General features: G+C 70.0%; 12 protein-coding genes. 9 read left to right on the top strand and 3 right to left on the bottom strand.

Features of this window, described 5'->3' with window-relative positions; genetic code table 11:
• Positions 1 to 2: 2 nt before the first annotated feature.
• The gene (locus N5K27_RS07150) at positions 3 to 767 is read right to left on the bottom strand and encodes an IclR family transcriptional regulator (RefSeq protein ID WP_243724688.1); all 765 of its coding nucleotides are present in this window, start codon (positions 765 to 767) and stop codon (positions 3 to 5) included.
• 155 nt (positions 768 to 922) lie between these two features.
• Here N5K27_RS07150 and N5K27_RS07145 point away from each other — a divergent pair, with 155 nt between their 5' ends.
• From N5K27_RS07145 to N5K27_RS07115, 7 genes are all read left to right on the top strand, one after another.
• Positions 923 to 2,194, top strand: coding sequence for a Rieske 2Fe-2S domain-containing protein (locus N5K27_RS07145; RefSeq protein WP_087841617.1), 1,272 nt, complete (start codon positions 923 to 925; stop codon positions 2,192 to 2,194).
• Positions 2,195 to 2,231: 37 nt separating this feature from the next.
• The gene (locus N5K27_RS07140; protein ID WP_279815480.1) at positions 2,232 to 3,206 is read left to right on the top strand and encodes a tripartite tricarboxylate transporter substrate binding protein; all 975 of its coding nucleotides are present in this window, start codon (positions 2,232 to 2,234) and stop codon (positions 3,204 to 3,206) included.
• Positions 3,207 to 3,209: 3 nt separating this feature from the next.
• Positions 3,210 to 3,983 (top strand): SDR family oxidoreductase, encoded by a 774-nt coding sequence (locus N5K27_RS07135; protein ID WP_087841615.1) that lies wholly within the window; start codon positions 3,210 to 3,212, stop codon positions 3,981 to 3,983.
• Positions 3,984 to 4,089: 106 nt separating this feature from the next.
• Positions 4,090 to 5,529 (top strand): TolC family protein, encoded by a 1,440-nt coding sequence (locus tag N5K27_RS07130; protein ID WP_243724687.1) that lies wholly within the window; start codon positions 4,090 to 4,092, stop codon positions 5,527 to 5,529.
• A gap of 21 nt (positions 5,530 to 5,550) precedes the next feature.
• Positions 5,551 to 6,528 (top strand): efflux RND transporter periplasmic adaptor subunit, encoded by a 978-nt coding sequence (locus N5K27_RS07125; protein WP_087841614.1) that lies wholly within the window; start codon positions 5,551 to 5,553, stop codon positions 6,526 to 6,528.
• Positions 6,529 to 6,532: 4 nt separating this feature from the next.
• Positions 6,533 to 7,807 carry an ABC transporter permease gene (locus tag N5K27_RS07120; protein WP_176400852.1) on the top strand — a complete coding sequence of 425 codons (1,275 nt, stop codon included), beginning with the start codon at positions 6,533 to 6,535 and terminating at the stop codon, positions 7,805 to 7,807.
• Positions 7,807 to 8,964, top strand: a complete 1,158-nt coding sequence (locus N5K27_RS07115) for an ABC transporter permease (RefSeq protein ID WP_087841613.1) — start codon at positions 7,807 to 7,809, stop codon at positions 8,962 to 8,964. Before N5K27_RS07120 ends, N5K27_RS07115 begins: the two co-directional genes overlap by 1 nt.
• Here N5K27_RS07115 and N5K27_RS07110 read toward each other — a convergent pair.
• A complete protein-coding gene (locus N5K27_RS07110; protein WP_087841612.1) occupies positions 8,951 to 10,378 on the bottom strand; it encodes an NAD-dependent succinate-semialdehyde dehydrogenase in 1,428 nt (475 codons plus the stop codon). The two genes, N5K27_RS07115 and N5K27_RS07110, sit on opposite strands and share 14 nt — an antisense overlap.
• Before the next feature lie 163 nt (positions 10,379 to 10,541).
• On the opposite strand from N5K27_RS07110, the gene N5K27_RS07105 reads away from it, so the two are divergent.
• Entirely contained in the window at positions 10,542 to 11,294 is a 753-nt protein-coding gene (locus N5K27_RS07105; RefSeq protein WP_087841611.1) for a GntR family transcriptional regulator, read from the top strand.
• A gap of 52 nt (positions 11,295 to 11,346) precedes the next feature.
• Here the strand turns inward: N5K27_RS07105 and N5K27_RS07100 are convergent, their stop codons facing one another.
• Complete coding sequence (locus N5K27_RS07100) at positions 11,347 to 12,189, bottom strand: SDR family oxidoreductase (RefSeq protein ID WP_279815451.1); 843 nt, start codon at positions 12,187 to 12,189, stop codon at positions 11,347 to 11,349.
• A gap of 176 nt (positions 12,190 to 12,365) precedes the next feature.
• Here N5K27_RS07100 and N5K27_RS07095 point away from each other — a divergent pair, with 176 nt between their 5' ends.
• Positions 12,366 to 13,283, top strand: coding sequence for a hydroxymethylglutaryl-CoA lyase (locus N5K27_RS07095; protein WP_279815449.1), 918 nt, complete (start codon positions 12,366 to 12,368; stop codon positions 13,281 to 13,283).
• Positions 13,284 to 13,293: the final 10 nt, after the last annotated feature.

Below are 13,293 nucleotides of genomic sequence, written 5' to 3'. Positions count from 1 at the left end.
CGTCAGGGCGCCGTCCGGCTGCCCAGCGTGCGCGAGAGCTCGGCGGCTTCCCGCATCACCATTTCTCCGAATTCCTGGATGCGATCGGCGGGCAGCCGCGCGCCGGGGCCGAATACGCCCAGCGAGCCCGCCACCTGGCCGCTGCGATCGAAGAAGGGCGCGGCGATCGCCACCGCGCCCTGTATCAGTTCATCCCTGCTGACGGCATAGCCCCGGCGCCGCACCATGTCCAGGTCTTCGGCCGGCCGCTCGATGTCCAGGCCGCGCTCGGCCGCGTAGCGGCGGCGGTCCTCGTCGCCCTGGCCGATGTTGGCCAGGATGGCCCGGCCGCTGGCGCCCACCGATATGCGCTCGCGATAGCCGATGCCGCGCTTGAAGCTCAGGGGCTGGGGACTGGGCAGCTCGGCGATGCAGAGCCGGTCTCCGCCTTGCAGCACGAACAGGGCCACCGTCTCGCCGGTCTGCTCGCGCAGCCGCTGCATGGGCGGCGCCGCCAGCGCGCTCAGGTCCAGGCTGGAAGTCCAGACGTGGGCCAGCTGGCCCACCGAGGGCCCCAGGCGGAATTTCTGCGGATCGCCCTCCGATACCACGAAGCCGCACTGCTCCAGCGTGTACAGCAGGCGGTACAGCGTGGGCCGGCTCAGGTCCACGCGCTTGAGCAATTGCCCCACCGTCAGCTCGTAGTCCGTGGCCGTGAAGGCCAGCAGGATTTCCAGGGCCCGGTCCACGGCCCGCACGCTTTCGCCCGGTTTCTCGGTTTCCGCCACGCCTTTCCTCGTTCGTCTCTGTCCATCCAGCCCGACATCGTAGCCGAGCCGACGCCCGGTTCCGTGGGCGCCTGCCCGTTGACATTCCGTTTTATGTCCGTAGAATGGACTCAATTATCACAGAACGGACATTTCCTGCAGGAGGCAGTGGAGTCATGAACAAGGAAACCTCGGAAATCCTGGTGCGCACCGGCCCGGGCACGCCCATGGGCAATCTGCTGCGGCGCTACTGGGTCCCCATCCTGAAATCGAGCGAGATCGCCGAGCCCGACTGTCCCCCGGTGCGCGTGCAGATCATGGGCGAGAAGCTGCTGGCGTTCCGCGACAGCAGCGGGCAGGCGGGGCTGATCGACGAGTTCTGTTCGCACCGCGGCGTGTCGCTGTACTTCGGCCGCAATGAAGAGGACGGCATCCGCTGCGCCTACCACGGCCTGAAGTTCAACCGCCTGGGAGAGTGCGTGGACGTGCCGTCGGCGCCGCAAAGCTGCAGCCGCATGGGCATCAAGGCCTATCCGTGCATCGAGCGCGGCTCCATCGTCTGGGCCTACATGGGGCCGCCGGAAACCCAGCCCAGCCTGCCCGAGGTGGAGTGGTGCTGCCTGCCGGAAAGCCATATCTACGTGTCCAAGCGGCTGCAGGAGTCCAACTACCTGCAAGCCATGGAAGGCGGCATCGATACCAGCCACGTGTCGTACGTGCACCGCTACGAAGTCGACGTGGATCCGCTGCACCAGGGCACCAAGGCCAATGACTACATCAAGGCCGACGGCAACGTGGTGTTCGACATCGAGAAGAACGAGTTCGGCCTGTCCCTGTACGGCCGCCGCAATGGCGAACCCGATTCGTACTACTGGCGCATCACCCAGTGGCTGTTCCCGTGGTTCACGCTGATCCCGCCGTTCGGCGACCACGCCCTGGGCGGGCACGTCTGGGTTCCCATCGACGATCACAACTGCTGGGCCTGGAGCATCAACTTCCATCCCGACAAGCCGCTGTCCGAACAGGAGCGCGCGGACCTGGACGCGGGCCGGGGCATCCATGCGCCCTGCGATCCCGTTACCTTCCGCCCCCTGGCGAACAAGGACAACGACTACCTGATCGACCGCGTGGCGCAGAAGGAGAAGCGCGCCTACAGCGGCGTGTTCGGCTTCGCCATGCAGGATGCGTCGCTGCAGGAAAGCATGGGCCCCATCCAGAACCATGAGGCCGAACGGCTGCTGCCCACGGATCGCGCCATCGTCATGGCGCGCCGCATGCTGCATGAAGCCGCCGTGGGGCTGGCCAACGGTTCGGAGCCGCCGGCGCTGGACGGCGCCGCGCAGCGCGTGCGCGCTGCGGGCGTCTTGCTGGACCGTGGCGCGGATCCGATGGAGTGGGCCAGGAAACACCTGGCGGACGGCTTGAACGAGCCGGTCTACAGCGTGTAGCCGGCCGCTTCGATAACGAGAGGGTAAGGAGACTTTCATGCATGCATTGCTACGCAAGGCGGCCTGTGCGCTCGCCGTCTGTTCCGTCGTGCCGGCGGCCGCGGCCGCCGGCGAATGGGCACCCACCAAGCCCGTGCGCATCATCGTTCCCATCGTGGGCAGCACCAACGACGTGCTGGGACGGCTGGTGGCGTCCAAGCTCGAAGGCATACTGGGGCAGCCGGTCATCGTCGAGAACAAGCCGGGCGCAGGCGGCAACATCGGCGCGGACCTGGTGGCCAAGTCGCCGCCGGACGGCTACACGCTGCTGGTGGGCTACAACGGGCCCATCGCCATCAACAAGACGCTGTTCGACAACATGCCCTACGATCCGGTCACCGACCTGGCGCCGATCACGCTCGCGGTCAGCTCGCCGCAGTACCTGGTGGTCAATCCGGGGTTGCCGGTCAAGAGCGTGGCGGATCTGGTGGCCTGGTCCAAGGCCCATCCGGGCAAGCTGTCGTACGGGTCGGTGGCCACGGGCAGCGCCTCGCACCTGACCATGGAGATGCTGAACGAGGCCTCGGGGCTGGGCGCCACGCACGTGCCCTATCGCGGCGCCTCGCCGGCCCTGGTCGACCTGGTGGCGGGCAACGTGCAGGCAGCCTTCATGGTGCCCGGCAACGTCCAGCAGTATGTGAAGGAAGGGCGGCTCAGGCTGCTGGCCTCGACGGGCGAGAAGCGCTTTCCCAGCACGCCCGACATTCCGACCATGATCGAGTCGGGCTATCCCCACTTCGTTGCCACGTCGTGGATCGGCTTCCTGGCGCCGGCCGGCACGCCGCGTCCCATCATCGACCGCTACAACAAGGAGATCGTGAAGATCCTGCACATGCCCGACGTGCAGCAGAAGCTGCGCGACATGGAGTTCGAGGTCGTGGCCAACACGCCGGAACAGTTCGGCGCGTGGATACGGACCGAAGTCGAACGCTGGGGCAAGGTCATCAAGGCCACCGGCGCGAAGGCGGGGTAAGCCATGGCCAGACTCGCAGAACGCAGGGCCCTGATCACCGGCGGCGGCGCGGGCATAGGCGCCGCCATCGCCCGGGTCTTCTGTCTGGAAGGCGCGGCGGTGCTGCTGGTGGACCGCGATGCCGACGCGCTGGCGCGCAGCGCCGCGGCGCTGCGCGAGCAGCATCCGGAGGCCCGGGTCGAGTGCCTGGCCGCCGACGTGGCCGACGAGGATGCGGCATTGAACGCGGCCGAGCTGGCCCGGCGGACCTGGGGCGGGCTGGACGTCCTGGTCTGCAACGCGGCCATGCGCAACTACTCGCGCCTGTCCGAAGCCCGGCCCGAGGAGTGGCGCGCCATGGTGGACGTGAACCTGGTCGGTACGGCCAATTACTGCCGTGCCGCGCTGCCCGCCCTGCGCGAGTCGGGCAGGGGCAGCCTGGTGATCGTGTCGTCGTGCTACGCGGTGACGGGCAGGGCGGGCATGGGCATCTACGATGCGACCAAGGCCGGCCTGCTGGCGATGACCCGCACGCTGGCGTTCGAGGAAGCGTCGCACGGCGTGCGCGTCAACGCCGTATGTCCGGGATCGACCCTGACCGAGTTCCACGTGGACCGGGCCCGGGCGCGCGGCCAGGCGATCGAGCAGTTGAAGGGCGAGCGCAGCGATACCTCCCTGCTGGGCCGCTGGGCGGCACCCGAGGAAATCGCCTGGCCCGTGCTGTGGCTGGCCTCGGACGAAGCCTCGTTCATGACCGGGACCCACGTGCTGGTCGATGGGGGCCTGTCGGCGATGTGATGCGCAAGATGCGCACTACCGGCCCGTTTTCTTTATCATGTCCCCATGAAGCGTGGCCGGCGAGGGGGTGCCCGGCTCCGCCGAACTTGTCAGGGGGACGGGATCCGTGCATGCGTCGACGTCCGGGGGCCGGAGGTATCGCCCAAGTGGTGATGGGCAATGGCGGCGGAAGGCGGGTGGGTTTGCGGCCTGGCTGGCCTTTGTCCTGCATGCGGGCGCGGCGGCCCAGGCGCTGCCCGCCCTGAGCTATCAGGCGGCGCAGCAGCAGGTACTGGCGCGATCCGACAAGCTGGGCGCGGCGCGGGCGGCGGTCGAAAGCAAGGAGCTCCAGCTCGAAGGTGTGCGCCATCTGGGCGGGCCCTCGCTCAGCGTGTCCGCCTCCCACATCCGCTACGAAGCCAACGCCAATCTCAGCCTGTCGGGGCTGAACAACATCGGTATTCCACTGCCCCTGCCTTCCAGCGTGGAACTGGAGCGGCGCGGCTCCCTGACCAACAAATCCCTGATCGGCATCTGGCCGCTCTATCTGGGCGGGGCCACCGACGCGGCGCGCGGCCTGGTCAACGCCCAGGCCGACGAAGCGCGCGCGGACGCGACCCAGGCCGGCTACGAAGTGCAGACCACGCTGGCCAAGCGCTATTTCGCCGCGCAGCTCGCCGCGCGCGCATGGGACCTGCGCCGCGAGGCCCTGCGCGCCATCGGCGAACACGACCGCGCGGCCGAGCGTATGATGGCCGAAGGCACGATTGCCCGCGTCGACCGGCTGCAGGCACGGGTCGCGCTGGAAGATGCGCGGCGGGAAGAGCGCAAGGCGCAGGACACGCTCGAACTGGCGCAGGTGGCCCTGGGCCGCACGCTGCGCATGGACGAGGCCGTGCGGCCTTCGACGCCGCTGTTCATCCTGACCCAGTCCATCGAACCGCTGTCGTACTTCCTGGAGGCCGCCATGCGCGGACATCCCGCGCTGGGCAAGGTCGCGGCCAAGGAAGAACAGGCGCGCCAGCTGCATGCGGTGGAAACCGCCACGCGGCGCCCGCAGGTGTTCGCCTTCGGCGGGCACCAGATCCGCAGCGAGAACGGCAGCTGGCTGGTGGGCGTGGGCGTGCGCTGGACGCTGTGGGATTCGCTGGACCGGCCGGCGCTGGACGCCGCCAGCGACAAGACCATTCTCCAGGCCCGGCTGACCGAGGCCCAGGCGCGGCAGGACATCAGCCTGCTGGTGGAAAGCAAGTGGCGCGCGGTGGATCAGGCGCGCCGCCAGTTCCTGGCGACCGGCGCCAGCGTCGAACTGGCCGACGAGGTGGTGCGCCTGCGCACCAGCGGCCTGCGCGAAGGCGTCAGCACCGCCACGGACCTGATCGATGCCGAGACCAACCGCGCCAAGGTGCAGACCGAAAGGGCGCAGGCCGCCTACGACTACATCCAGTCCCTGGCCGAACTGCTGGAGGCCAGCGGGCTGGGCGGCGAATTGACGCGTTACATCGAACGGGCGGACGTGCGCCTGCCGCTGGCGGCCGTGGCCGCCGACCCCGTCCGCGGCCCCTGACGACAACGAGACCGAGCTGCCATGAGCGCAAGAAAATCCACTCTCGCCATTGCCATTGCCGGCATGCTGGTGCTGGCCGTCGTCGCCTATGGCTTCTGGCGCGCGTCGCGGCCCGCGCCCGAGCAGTTCCAGGGCTACATGGAAGCCCAGGAGACCGACGTCGCCGCCAAGATCTCGGCGCGGGTGGCCGAGGTGGCGGTGAAAGAAGGCGACAAGGTGGAGCGTGGCGCGTTGCTGGTGCGCCTGGACAGCCCCGAGGTGGCCGCCAAGATGGCCCAGGCCCAGGGCGCGCTGGCGGCGGCGCGCGCGGTGCAGGCCAAGGCCGATCGCGGTGCCCGCCCGCAGGAGATCACGATGGCGCAGCTGAACTGGCAGCGTGCGCAGGCGGCGGCCGACCTGGCCGAGGTCTCGTTCCGCCGCGTGGACAACCTTGCCCGCGAAGGGCTGGTGGCCGAGCAGAAGCGTGACGAGGCGCGCGCCAACTACCACGCTTCGCGCGATGCGGCGCTGGCGGCGCGGGCGCAGTACCAGCTTGCGCTGGACGGCGCGCGGCCCGAGGACAAGGAGGCGGCGGCGGGCCAGGCCCGGCAGGTGGCCGGCGCGCTGGCCGAGGTCGAGGCGGCCGAGGCCGAGGTCAATCTGAAAAGCCCCGTGGCCGGCGAGATCGCCAAGGTCTATGCCAAGGTCGGCGAGCTGTCGCCGCAGGGCGTGGCGGTGGCCACCGTGGTCGATCTGGCCGACCAGTGGGTCGTCATCAACGTGCGCGAGGATCGGCTCTCGCGTTTCGCCGTCGGCTCGAGCTTCCAGGCCGAACTGCCCGCGCTGGACAACCGCCGCGCGGATTTCAAGGTCTATTACGTCTCCGTGCTGCCCGACTTCGCCACCTGGCGCACCACCCGCGCCAGCCAGGGGTTCGACGTCCGCACCTTCGAGGTCCGGGCTCGTCCGCAGGCGCCGATAGAAGGCGCGCGCCCGGGCATGAGCGTGCTGGTACGGTGACGCCATGAGCGCAGCGGCGGGACCTCCCCCGCATACGGCCGGCGGGGCCGCGCCCCGCGAAGCGCGGCCGGGCGCCTTCCGGCGCGCGGCGAGCCGGGAGGCCGCGTGGCTGCGCCGGCATCCGCGCGAACTGGCCATGATCAGCTGGGTACCGCTGCTGGCCGTGCTGCTGCTGTGGTGGATGTTCTCGGCCGGCATTCCCACGCGCCTGCCCATCGCCGTCGTGGACGGCGATCATTCGGCCCTGTCGCGCCAGTTCGCGCGCATGCTGGAGGCGGCGCCGGGCTTGCGCGTCGCGCGGCGCGACGCCAGCCTGGCCGAGGCGCGGGCCGGCATGGAGCGGGGCGACGTCTACGCGGTGGTGGCGGTCGAGCGCGACTTCTCCCGCGACATCAAGCGCGGGGCCAGCGGCCACGTCACGCTCTACCACAACGCGCAGTTCTACACGGTGTCGGGCCTGGTTCTGCGCGATGTGCAGACCGTGGCCATGACACTGTCGGCCGGCGTCGAGATGGCAGCGCGCAACCGCCGCGGCGAGCCGGCGCAGTCGGTGGCGGTCAGCGCCGAGCCGGTTCGGGCCAGTTCGCTGGCCTTGTTCAACCCCAGTCTCAACTACGAACAATTCCTGGCGGCCGCGCTGGTCCCTGCGCTGCTGCACATCCTGGGGATGACGGCCGGCGCCTGGACCGTGGGCCGGGAGATCCGCGACCGCACGGTGGGCGCCTGGCTGGCGGCGGCCACTGGCGCGCAGGCCCGTCCCGACGGCGGCGTGCGCGTCGCGGCGGGGCCGGCCCTGGCGGCATTGGCCGGCAAGCTCGCGTGGCCGTGGGCGGGGCTGTCCGCCGTGGGCCTGGCGGCCCTGCTGTGGCTGACCTGGGGCCGGGGCTGGCATCCGCCCGGCAGCCTGCCGTGGGTAGCCGTGGCCCTGATGTCTTTCATTGCCTTGTCGATCGCGATGGGGGCCGCCGCCGCGCTGGCGACGCGATCCCTGCGCACGGCCTTGTCGCTGGCCGGCATCGTGACGGCGCCGGCCTTCGCCTTCAGCGGCATGGGCTTCCCGCTGGCCGCCATGCCGGCCGGTGCGCGTGCCTGGGCGCTGGTGCTGCCCTATACGCACTACATCCGCCTGCAGGTAGAGCAATTGCAGATGGCTGCGCCCCTGCGCCATTCGTTGCCGGCCTTCGTGCTGATGCCGCTGGGCGCGGCGCTGCTGGCGCTGGCGGGCGCGTGGCTGCTGTGCCGCGTGGCGGCCGAGCCCGCGCGCTGGGGAGGCCGCTGATGGACGCGCGCGGCTGGGCCGCGGCCTGGCGAGACACCCTGGCTGAGCTGCTGCGCGACAAGGGCGCGCTGCTGCTGATCGTGCTGGCCCCGGTCTTCTACGGATTCTTCTATCCCTGGCCCTATGCCACCGAGGTCCTGCAACGCGTGCCGGTGGCCATCGTGGACCTGGACCACTCCAGCCTGTCGCGCCAGATCGTGCGCTACGCCGATGCCAGCCCGGACCTGCGCGTGGCGATGGTGACCGGCGACGAAGAGACGGCACGGCAGGCGATGTGGCGGGGCGAGATCGAAGGCTATGCGCTGCTGACGCGAGACCTCAGGCGCAATGTGCTGCGCGGCCGGCCGGCGCCGGTCGTGGTCAGCACCAACGGCAGCTACGCGCTCTACAACAAGGCGGTGATGACCGGCTTCACGGCCGTCGTCGGCACGGTGTCGGCCGGCATCGAGATCGCGCAGCGTACCGCGCACGGGCAGGGGCGGAACCAGGCCATGGCAGGCCGCAGCCCGGTCGGCGTCAGCGCCGTGGCCCTCTACAACCCCACCGGCGGCTATGGCAGCTACGTCGTGCCGGCGGTGGCGTTGATCATCATGCAGCAGACGCTGCTGATGGGCGTCGCGATGCTGGCCGGCACCTGGGCCGAGGCCGGCCGCCTGCGGGCGCCGGCCAGGGTCTGGCTGGGGCGCGTGCTGGCCTTCTCCACCGCCGGTCTGGTCGCGGGGCTGGTCTATTTCGGCTGGATCTTCTGGTTGCAGGACTACCCGCGTGGCGGCAACCCGCTGGGGGCGCTGGTCCTGCTGCTTTGCTATGCCCCGGCGATCAGCGTGGCGGGGGCGCTGCTGGGCGCCTGGCTCAAGGACCGCGAGCAGGCCTTGCAGGTATGGCTGTTCACGTCGCTGCCCATCGCCTTCCTGTCCGGATTCGCGTGGCCGGTGGAAAGCCTGCCGCCCGTGTTGCAGGCGGCACGCTGGATCTTTCCCAGCACCGCCGGCATCGATGCCTCGCTCAGGCTGAACCAGATGGGGGTGCCGCTGGCCGACGTGGCGGGATCGCTGTCGTGGCTGGCGGCCTGGGCGCTGGCGGGCTTTGCCGCGCTGGCCTGGTGGATGCGTCCCCGGGAGCCGGGGACGCTCCGCGGGGACGTCAAATCTGCGTGATGAACTTGGTCACCAGGTAGCCGTCGAAGGTCTCGACGCCGCCTTCGCTGCCTATGCCCGAGTCCTTCACGCCGCCGAAGGGCGTCTCGGCCAGGGCGACGCCGAAGTGGTTGATGTTGACCATCCCGGCTTCCAGGCCGTTGGACACGGCGGTCGCGGTCTTGAGCGAGTTCGTGAACACATACGAGGCCAGGCCGAAGGGCAGGCTGTTGGCGCGCTTGAGCACTTCCTCGATGGTCTTGAAGCGCGTGACCGGGGCGATGGGGCCGAAGGGTTCCTCGGTCATCAGCTTGGAGTCGTCGGGGATGTCGGTCACGACCGCGGGCGAGAAGAAATAGCCTTTTTCGCCCATGCGCGAGCCGCCCGTCACGACACGGCCGCCGCGCTGGCTGGCGTCGTCCAGGAAGGTTTCCATGGCCATCAGCCGGCGCTCGTGGGCCAGGGGGCCCATTTCCACGCCCTTGCCCAGGCCGTCGCCGACCTTGATGGAGGCGATGGTGTCGGCGAAGCGCGCCACGAACTTGTCGTAGGCCTTTTCCTGGACGTAGAAGCGGGTCGGCGATATGCAGACCTGGCCGGCGTTGCGGATCTTCATGCGCGCCAGCATCTCGGCCGCCGGCTCGACGTCGGCGTCGTCGAAGACCAGCACCGGGGAATGGCCGCCCAGTTCCATCGTGGTGCGCTTCATGTGGGCGCCGGCCAGCGCCGACAGCTGCTTGCCCACCGGCACCGATCCGGTGAACGAGATCTTGCGCACGATGGGCGACTCGATCAGGTAGGTGGAGATCTCGCTGGGCACGCCCCAGACGATGTTCAGCACGCCGGGGGGCAGCCCGGCGTCGTGGAACAGCTGGGCCATGGCCACGACCGCGCTGGGCGTGTCTTCCGGACCCTTCAGGATGATGGTGCAGCCGGCGGCGACGGCCGCGGAGACCTTGCGGATGGCCTGGTTGAACGGGAAGTTCCAGGGCGTGAACGCGGCGCAGACGCCCACCGGCTCGCGTACGACGAACTGGCGCACCGCCGGGTTGCGGGGAGGAATCACCCGGCCGTAGATGCGGCGGCATTCCTCGGCATGCCATTCTGCATGCTCGGAGCAGGTCATGATCTCGGCCACGGCCTCGGCCAGCGGCTTGCCCTGGTCCAGCGTCAGGTTGCGCCCGATGTCCTGGGCACGCTCGCGCGCCAGTTCGGCCACCTTGCGCAGGATGCGCGAACGCTCCAGCGGCGAGGTCTTCTTCCAGCTTTCGAAGGCCCGCTGGGCCGCCGCCAGGGCCCGGTCCAGATCCGCGCGCGAGGCGTGCGGCAGCTTGCCGAGCACTTCCTGGGTGGCAGGATTGATGACATCCTGCTCGCGGCGATCGCCGCCTTGGATGAATTCGCCGTCGATGTAAAGGGCGAGGTCCTGATACATGCCAGTCTCCTGAGGTCGGAGTCCGGGACGTTCCGGACTCCGGAAGCGAAAAGCAACCCCATAGACTAGCACGGCCTGGCGATTTTCCGCATGAACCGCCCGCCCCGCATGCTATCTTCCCGGGTACTTTTCCTTACCCCGAACCTTGCGTATTTCCCGCGGCATGCCGGCAGGACGACACCCGAAAACACAGCCCGGCGACAGCCCCCGCTACCGGCAGATCCTGGATGCCTTGCTGGCTCGCATCGAGCACGGCATCTATCCGGTGGGCGGCCACGTCCCCACCGAAGGCGAACTGTGCCGCGAGTTCGAGGCCAGCCGCTACACGATACGCGCCGCGCTGGCCCGCCTGGTCGAGCACGGCATGGTCGAACGCCGCCCCGGAGCCGGGACGGTGGTGCTTGCGTCACGGTCGCGACGGGCCTACCAGCAGTCGATCGCCTCGCTGTCCGACCTGTTCCAGTATGCGCTGGACACGCACGTGGAGATCCGCGCCTCGACCCTGGTGACGCTGGACGCGGCCACCGCCGCCATGCTGGGCGCGCGCGAGGGCGACCGCTGGCTGCAGGTGGACAGCGTGCGCTGGACCGAGCGGGGTGGCACGCCTATCTGCTGCACCAGTTCCTTCCTGCCCGAGCGGCTGGCTTGGATAGGGCCCGAGCTGCCCGGCTGCGTGGGACCCTTCTATGCCCACATCGAGGCGCGCGCGGGCGAGCCCATCGTGCGGGCCACGCAGGAGATCCGCGCCGAGCCCATGCCGGCCCACCTGCGGCCGCTGCTGGACGAGCGGGCCGACGCGATCGCGCTGTGCCTGATCCGCCACTATTTCTCGGCGGTGGGCAGCGTCATCTGTTCGTTCAACTGGCACCCTGCGGCCAGCTTCAGTTACCGGATGGAGATCGAGCGCCGGGGTTAGCGGGAACCGGCCTTAGGGGTTCATGTGCTCGGTCCGGCCTTGCCCGGGGCGCCTACATGATGGCCGGCTTGTCCACGTGCGGCGCGCGGGCGCCTTCGGCGGCCAGTTCGGCCGGCAGCGATTCATTCCATAGCCGCGCGATGTAGCGTTCGCCGGTGCGGCCATTGGAGGCGTCCGAGCACAGCCACAGGATGCCGCGCCGCATGATGGAGGCGGGCAGCAGGTTGCCGTCGGCGCCTTTCCTGTTGGGACCGCCGGGAAGGAAATCGGTGTCGGCCGCGCCGCCGGGCAGATAGACGTTCACGTCCACGCCCGTGCCCGTCAGGTCCTGCGCCCAGATGCGCGAGGCGGCCTCCAGCGCGGCCTTGCTCGGCCCGTAGGGCGAATAGCCCCGGCGCACCATGGTCTGGTCGCTGGTCGAGATGTTGATGATCTTGCCGAAACCCTGGGCCACCATCAGCGGTGCGGCGGCGCGCGCCATGTTGAAGGCGCCGTTGATGTTGGTGTCGATGATCGCCCGCCAGGCCTGCGGGTCGGTCTGCCAGAAGCGCGCGGGCTCGGTGGTGAAGGTGTCGCTGATGACGCCCATGCCTATGCCGGCATTGTTCACCAGCACGTGCAGCGCGCCGAAATGGTCGCGGATCTCGGCCACCGCGCGCGAGCAGTGCTCGAAGCGCGTGACGTCGGCGACGATGGCGAACATGCGCCCGATGCCGGCCGTGGCCTGGGCCTGCGCCATGGTCTCGTGCATGGCGTCCGAGGCATGGGCGCCGGTGATCGCCACCCGGGCGCCCGCCGCCACCAGCGCCAGCGCCATTTCGCGTCCCAGTCCGCGCGTGCCGCCGGTGACCAGCACGACGCGGTCGCGCAGGGATGCCGTGTAATCTGCCGTCATGACGTTCGCTCCTGGAAGAGGCGCCCACGCGGCCGCACCGTCCGGTGCCCGTATCGCGCCGTGCATGTCCCAGTGTAGCGGCTTGGCGGGGGCGCAGGGGCATTCTGAGGCGCCGCGATGTCGATTTGTCCGGACAAAGTTATACTGCCCCTGACCACAGATACGGGGGACCCGGCATGGACGGCCACGTGGAGATCATCGACGTCGTACCGCGCGACGGCATCCAGAACGAGCGCGTGCTGTTGCCCGCGGCTGACAAGATCGAGCTGATCCGCCGCATCGCCGATGCCGGCGGCAGGCGGATCGAGGCGACGAGTTTCGTCAATCCGAAGCGGGTGCCGCAGATGGCCGATGCCGAGGCCGTCATGGCGGGCGTCGAGCGCCGTCCGGGCCTGTCGCTGATCGGCCTGGTGCTCAACGAGCCGGGCCTGGCGCGGGCGCGGGCGGCCGGCTGCGACGAGGCCAACGTGGTGGTGGTCGCCAGCGAGACCTTCTCGCGCAAGAACCAGGGCGCGGGCGTGGCCGAGGTGGTCGCGGCCGCCTCGGCCATCCTGGCGGGCGCGCGGGCGGCCGGCATGCGTACCTCCGTCACCGTCGGCGCCGCCTTCGGCTGCCCCTTCGAGGGCGAGGTGCCCGCGCAACGGGTGCTGGCCCTGGTGGAGTCGCTGCTGCCGGCCCGGCCGGACGAGATCGCGCTGGCCGACACCATAGGCTGCGGGGTGCCGAGCCAGGTACGCGAGCTGTTGGCGGGCACGCGCGCGCTGGCGCCGCACGCGCGCCTGCGCTGCCATTTCCACAATACGCGCAATACCGGCATCGCCAACGTGCTGGCGGCGCTGGAAGCGGGCGTGGATGCCCTGGACGCCAGCACGGGCGGTTTCGGCGGCTGCCCCTTCGCCCCGGCGGCCACCGGCAACATCGCCACCGAGGACGTCGTCTACATGCTCGAGCGCATGGGCGTGGCCACCGGCATCGACCTGGACGCCGTGCTGCGGACGGCGCAGTGGCTGGGTGAGCGGCTGCAGCGGCCCGCCATCGGCGGCGTCAGCCGCGCCGGCCGCTTTCCGGCCCCGGCGCCGCAGGCCTGCGCATAGCGGTCCCGGC

It is taken from the genome of Pigmentiphaga sp. GD03639 (genome assembly GCF_029845405.1).
Lineage (GTDB): Bacteria > Pseudomonadota > Gammaproteobacteria > Burkholderiales > Burkholderiaceae_B > Pigmentiphaga > Pigmentiphaga daeguensis.
This window is presented reverse-complemented; position numbering and strand designations above follow the sequence as displayed.

What these genes read in the sequence shown, in the direction of transcription:
- N5K27_RS07145 (WP_087841617.1), top strand. Translation starts at nt 923, where the DNA reads ATGAACAAGGAAACCTCGGAAATCCTGGTGCGCACCGGCCCGGGCACG.
- N5K27_RS07140 (WP_279815480.1), top strand. Translation starts at nt 2,232, where the DNA reads ATGCATGCATTGCTACGCAAGGCGGCCTGTGCGCTCGCCGTCTGTTCC.
- N5K27_RS07135 (WP_087841615.1), top strand. Translation starts at nt 3,210, where the DNA reads ATGGCCAGACTCGCAGAACGCAGGGCCCTGATCACCGGCGGCGGCGCG.
- N5K27_RS07125 (WP_087841614.1), top strand. Translation starts at nt 5,551, where the DNA reads ATGAGCGCAAGAAAATCCACTCTCGCCATTGCCATTGCCGGCATGCTG.
- N5K27_RS07120 (WP_176400852.1), top strand. Translation starts at nt 6,533, where the DNA reads ATGAGCGCAGCGGCGGGACCTCCCCCGCATACGGCCGGCGGGGCCGCG.
- N5K27_RS07115 (WP_087841613.1), top strand. Translation starts at nt 7,807, where the DNA reads ATGGACGCGCGCGGCTGGGCCGCGGCCTGGCGAGACACCCTGGCTGAG.
- N5K27_RS07110 (WP_087841612.1), bottom strand. Translation starts at nt 10,378, where the DNA reads ATGTATCAGGACCTCGCCCTTTACATCGACGGCGAATTCATCCAAGGC.
- N5K27_RS07105 (WP_087841611.1), top strand. Translation starts at nt 10,542, where the DNA reads ATGCCGGCAGGACGACACCCGAAAACACAGCCCGGCGACAGCCCCCGC.
- N5K27_RS07100 (WP_279815451.1), bottom strand. Translation starts at nt 12,189, where the DNA reads ATGACGGCAGATTACACGGCATCCCTGCGCGACCGCGTCGTGCTGGTC.
- N5K27_RS07095 (WP_279815449.1), top strand. Translation starts at nt 12,366, where the DNA reads ATGGACGGCCACGTGGAGATCATCGACGTCGTACCGCGCGACGGCATC.